This window comes from Caballeronia sp. J97 (assembly GCF_905220305.1).
GTDB lineage: Bacteria > Pseudomonadota > Gammaproteobacteria > Burkholderiales > Burkholderiaceae > Caballeronia.
In genome coordinates, this window is the sequence record NZ_CAJMZL010000071.1 from 1 (window position 1) to 3,861 (window position 3,861).

Consider the following 3,861-nt stretch of genomic DNA (forward strand, 5'->3'; position numbering starts at 1 on the left):
CATGTACACCCAATCCCTCGACATTCCGAGCCCGGCGCAGACCGGCGACGCGCCGGCGAACGGCGCGGCGAGTCTCGACCAGACGCGCTTCGACGCGGTGATGCAGGCCGACGGCAAGATCGAGCCGCAGGACTGGATGCCCGAGGCCTATCGCAAGACGCTGGTGCGTCAGATTTCGCAGCACGCGCATTCGGAGATCATCGGGATGCAGCCCGAGGGCAACTGGATCAGCCGCGCGCCGAGCCTCAAGCGCAAGGCGATTCTGCTCGCCAAGGTGCAGGACGAAGGCGGCCACGGCCTGTATCTCTACAGCGCGGCCGAAACGCTGGGCGTTTCGCGCGATCAACTGGTCGCCGGGCTGCACGCGGGCAAGGCCAAGTACTCGAGCATCTTCAACTATCCGACGCCCACGTGGGCCGATGTCGGCGTGATCGGCTGGCTGGTCGACGGCGCGGCGATCATGAACCAGATTCCGCTGTGCCGCTGCACGTACGGGCCGTATGCGCGCGCGATGATCCGCATCTGCAAGGAAGAGTCGTTCCATCAGCGTCAGGGCTTCGACGCGCTGCTCGCGATGATGAAGGGCACGCAGGCGCAAAAGGACCTCGTGCAACAGGCGGTGAACCGCTGGTGGTGGCCGGTGCTGATGATGTTCGGGCCGAGCGACAAGGATTCGATTCACAGCGGCCAGTCGTTCGCGTGGGGCATCAAGCGCATCTCGAACGATGATCTGCGCCAGAAGTTCGTCGACGCCACGGTCGAGCAGGCGAAGATTCTGGGCGTGACGCTGCCCGATGCGGATCTGAAGTGGAACGACGAACGTCAGGCGCATGACTACGGTGCGATCGACTGGGACGAGTTCTGGCGCGTGGTCAACGGCGACGGCCCGTGCAACAAGGAGCGCCTCGCCACGCGCGTGAAGGCGCACGACGATGGCGCCTGGGTGCGTGAAGCCGCGCTCGCCTACGCGGAGAAGCAACAAGCCCGCGCCCACAAACACGCTGCATGAGCATGATGGAGACGATGAAGATGAACAAGGAATGGCCGATCTGGGAAGTGTTCGTGCGCAGCAAGCAGGGACTGGATCACAAGCATTGCGGCAGTCTGCACGCCCCGGACGCGGGCGCGGCGTTGCGCATGGCGCGCGACGTGTACACGCGGCGTCAGGAAGGCGTGAGCCTCTGGGTGGTGCCCTCGGCGGCGATCACGGCATCGGACCCGGCGGACAAGGACGAGTTGTTCGAGCCCGCGGGCGACAAGATCTATCGGCATCCGACGTTCTTCGTGCTGCCCGACGAAATCAATCACATGTAAGGACGGGCGCGACATGAGCCAACAGCAGAGCCAACAGCAGGGCCCCAAGCAGAGTCAGGAACATCTCGCCTACGTGCTGCGTCTCGCGGACAACGCGCTGATCCTCGGTCAGCGCAATGCCGAATGGTGCAGCCACGGCCCGGCGCTGGAAGAAGACATTGCGCTCGCCAACATCAGTCTGGATCTGATCGGTCAGGCGCGTCTGCTGTACACGCATGCCGCGACGCTCGAGGCCGCGCTCAACGGCGCGAAGAGGACCGAAGACGACTACGCGTACTTTCGCAGCGAGCGCGAGTTCGCCAACTACACGATCGCGGAGTTGCCGCACTTCGGCCCGCTCGCGGGCACGACGCGCGCCGAGCGCGATTACGCGGTGACGATCGTGCGCAACTTCCTGTACTCGGCGCTGATGGTCGAAGTGTGGAGCGCGCTGCAGGCATCGGGCGATGCGCAGCTCGCGGCGATCGCGGCGAAGTCGATCAAGGAGACGCGCTATCACCTGCATCATGCGCGCGACTGGCTGGTGCGCCTGGGCGATGGCACGGAGCAATCGCATCGGCGCACGCAGGCGGCGCTCGATTACCTGATGCCGTACACGCGCGAGTTCTTCGCCACCGATGCGATCGAACAGGCGGTCGCCGATGCGGGCATCGCGCCGCTGGCGAGCGGGTTCGAAGCGGCGTGGCGCGAGCAGCTTGCATCGGCGCTGGAAGAAGCCACGCTCGAAGCGAGCGTCGAGGTGCAGCACATCACCACCGGCAAGCATGGCGAGCACTCGGAGCACATGGGCTTTCTGCTGGCGGAAATGCAGAGCCTGGCGCGTCAACATCCGGGCGCGAGCTGGTAAATGAATACTGTCGAGGCCAACACGATCGAACGCGCGTGGCATGTGCTCGAAGCGGTGCCCGATCCGGAGATTCCGGTGGTGTCGATCCGCGAGCTGGGGATTCTGCGCGACGTGCGCCACGGCGACGATGGCGTGCTCGAAGTGGTGATCACGCCGACGTACTCGGGGTGTCCGGCGATGTCGCAGATCGCGGAGGACATCGCGCGGGCGATCGACGAGGCGAAGCTGGGCGCGCATCGCATCGAGACGGTGCTGGCGCCCGCGTGGACGACCGACTGGATCACCGACGAAGCGCGCGAGAAGTTGCGCCGCTACGGCATCGCACCGCCGACGGGCGCCTGCAGCGGCGCCGAGCAGCCGATTCGCTTCGTGCCGTACAAGAAAGAAGTCATCGCCTGTCCGCGCTGCGGCTCGACGCACACCGAGAAGCTGGCGCAATTCGGCTCGACGGCGTGCAAGGCGCTGTATCGCTGCATCGACTGTCGCGAGCCGTTCGATTACTTCAAGCCGTACTGAGCCGAATCGACTGAATCGACTGAATCGACTGAATCGACTGAATCGACTGAATCGACTGAATCAACTGAATCCACTGAGAAGCGAGCCGAAAAACATGGCGACTCCGCAATTCCATCCGCTGCGCATCCGCGACGTGCGACCCGAAACCGCCGATGCGGTCACCGTTTCGTTCGAGGTGCCGCCCGCGTTGCGCGACGCGTTTCGCTTCACGCAGGGGCAGTTCGTGACGCTCAAGACACATATCGATGGCGAGGAGACGCGCCGCTCGTATTCGATCTGCGTGGGCGTGACCGACTACGACCGCGACGGCGAATTGCGCATCGGCATCAAGCGCGTGCGGGGCGGACGCTTCTCGAACTTTGCGTTCGATACCTTGCAGCCCGGTCACGAGATCGACGTGATGACGCCGGACGGGCGCTTCTTCACGCACCTGAACGCGGATCACGCGAAGCACTACGTGGCGTTCTCGGGCGGCTCGGGCATCACGCCGGTGCTGGCGATCATCAAGACGACGCTGGACATGGAGCCGACGAGCCGCTTCACGCTGGTGTACGGCAATCGCAGCGTGGACGCGATCATGTTCGCCGAAGAGCTGGAAGACCTGAAGAATCGGTATATGGACCGGTTCTCGCTGTATCACGTGCTGTCGGACGATTTGCAGGACGTCGAGTTGTTCAACGGCGTGCTGGATCAGGACAAGTGCAAGGCGTTTCTGCAGACGCTGCTCTCGCCCGAGGCTATCGACGAAGCGTTCATCTGCGGTCCCGGCCCGATGATGGATGCCGCGGAGGCCGCACTGAAGGATGCGGGCGTGGCGCCCGGGCAGATTCATGTGGAGCGCTTCGGCACGCCGCTGCCGCAAGCGGGCGCGCCGACCATCGAGATCACGGAGAACACGCCGGCGGCGGATCTGGAGCTGATCATCGATGGCAAGAAGCGCAAGCTGCGCCTGCCGTACGAAGGCGTGAGCGTGCTCGATGTCGGCCTGAAAGCGGGGCTCGCGCTGCCGTATGCGTGCAAGGGCGGGGTGTGCTGCACGTGCCGCGCGAAAGTGCTCGAGGGCGAAGTGAAGATGGACAAGAACTACACGCTCGAACAACACGAGATCGATGATGGTTTCGTGCTGACTTGCCAGTGTCATCCGGTGAGCGAGCGGGTGGTCGTGAGTTTCGACGAGCGCTGAG

The 3,861-nt window shown here is 64.3% G+C and carries 5 protein-coding genes; all 5 read left to right on the forward strand.

Annotated elements, in window-relative coordinates:
- Position 1 precedes the first annotated feature (1 nt).
- The 5 genes from paaA to paaE all read left to right on the forward strand — a co-directional run bounded on the left by paaA (position 2) and on the right by paaE (position 3,860).
- The gene (paaA, locus tag U4Y90_RS35765; RefSeq protein ID WP_321801837.1) at positions 2-1,009 is read left to right on the forward strand and encodes a 1,2-phenylacetyl-CoA epoxidase subunit PaaA; all 1,008 of its coding nucleotides are present in this window, start codon (positions 2-4) and stop codon (positions 1,007-1,009) included.
- A gap of 20 nt (positions 1,010-1,029) precedes the next feature.
- Positions 1,030-1,314, forward strand: coding sequence for a 1,2-phenylacetyl-CoA epoxidase subunit PaaB (gene paaB, locus U4Y90_RS35770; protein WP_321801838.1), 285 nt, complete (start codon positions 1,030-1,032; stop codon positions 1,312-1,314).
- Between the two features lie 13 nt (positions 1,315-1,327).
- Positions 1,328-2,161 (forward strand): 1,2-phenylacetyl-CoA epoxidase subunit PaaC, encoded by an 834-nt coding sequence (gene paaC / locus U4Y90_RS35775; RefSeq protein WP_321801840.1) that lies wholly within the window; start codon positions 1,328-1,330, stop codon positions 2,159-2,161.
- Entirely contained in the window at positions 2,162-2,677 is a 516-nt protein-coding gene (gene paaD / locus U4Y90_RS35780) for a 1,2-phenylacetyl-CoA epoxidase subunit PaaD (RefSeq protein ID WP_321801842.1), read from the forward strand.
- Positions 2,678-2,771: 94 nt separating this feature from the next.
- A complete protein-coding gene (paaE, locus tag U4Y90_RS35785; RefSeq protein ID WP_321801843.1) occupies positions 2,772-3,860 on the forward strand; it encodes a 1,2-phenylacetyl-CoA epoxidase subunit PaaE in 1,089 nt (362 codons plus the stop codon).
- Position 3,861: the final 1 nt, after the last annotated feature.

Excerpts from the sequence above, each read along its gene's own strand:
- paaB (WP_321801838.1), top strand. The coding sequence starts at position 1,030 with ATGAACAAGGAATGGCCGATCTGGGAAGTGTTCGTGCGCAGCAAGCAG.
- paaE (WP_321801843.1), top strand. The coding sequence starts at position 2,772 with ATGGCGACTCCGCAATTCCATCCGCTGCGCATCCGCGACGTGCGACCC.
- paaC (WP_321801840.1), top strand. The coding sequence starts at position 1,328 with ATGAGCCAACAGCAGAGCCAACAGCAGGGCCCCAAGCAGAGTCAGGAA.
- paaA (WP_321801837.1), top strand. The coding sequence starts at position 2 with ATGTACACCCAATCCCTCGACATTCCGAGCCCGGCGCAGACCGGCGAC.
- paaD (WP_321801842.1), top strand. The coding sequence starts at position 2,162 with ATGAATACTGTCGAGGCCAACACGATCGAACGCGCGTGGCATGTGCTC.